General features: G+C 70.5%; 1 protein-coding gene. It reads right to left on the bottom strand.

Features of this window, described 5'->3' with window-relative positions; translation table 11 throughout:
• Nucleotides 1-157: 157 nt before the first annotated feature.
• Nucleotides 158-421, bottom strand: a 264-nt coding sequence (locus D7W81_RS41600) for an SDR family oxidoreductase (RefSeq protein WP_208721704.1), incomplete at its 5' end; no start/stop codon positions are given.

Genomic DNA, 421 nt, shown 5'->3' with positions numbered 1-421 from the left:
CTGCAGTTCGGTGACCGACTCCTCCACGCCGGCGGCGCTGGCGAGGTGCGGCAGCAGGCCGGAAAGTGCTGCGGCGGCGAGCAGGGCGCCCGCCCAGCGTCGACGGGGCAGTGCAGGGGACGATGGGTGTTCGGATCGGGTCGTCATGGCAGAAACCTCAGTGAATCGTGGTGAAGGAACTGGCGCGGGCTGCGGAGTCTCCGGCCCGCTCGGCGGGCTCCTGCGGCAATGCTGGCAGGCTGCGGCGATGCCTGGCGAAGGCGCCATCGAGCAGCGCCGGAGCGATGCCGTTGATGCGCACCGCAAGCTTCTCGGGGTAGCCCAGGAAGCGCTCCGGCGTCTCTGCTTCGAGCATCCTCAGCATCGCGCGCGCCACCAGGGCCGGATCGTCCATCGCGCTTCCGGTGGCCCGGTTGTAGGC

The organism is Corallococcus aberystwythensis (assembly GCF_003612165.1).
GTDB classification, from domain to species: domain Bacteria; phylum Myxococcota; class Myxococcia; order Myxococcales; family Myxococcaceae; genus Corallococcus; species Corallococcus aberystwythensis.
Note: the sequence above shows the minus strand (reverse complement) of the source record. Positions and strands in the feature narration are given on the sequence as shown.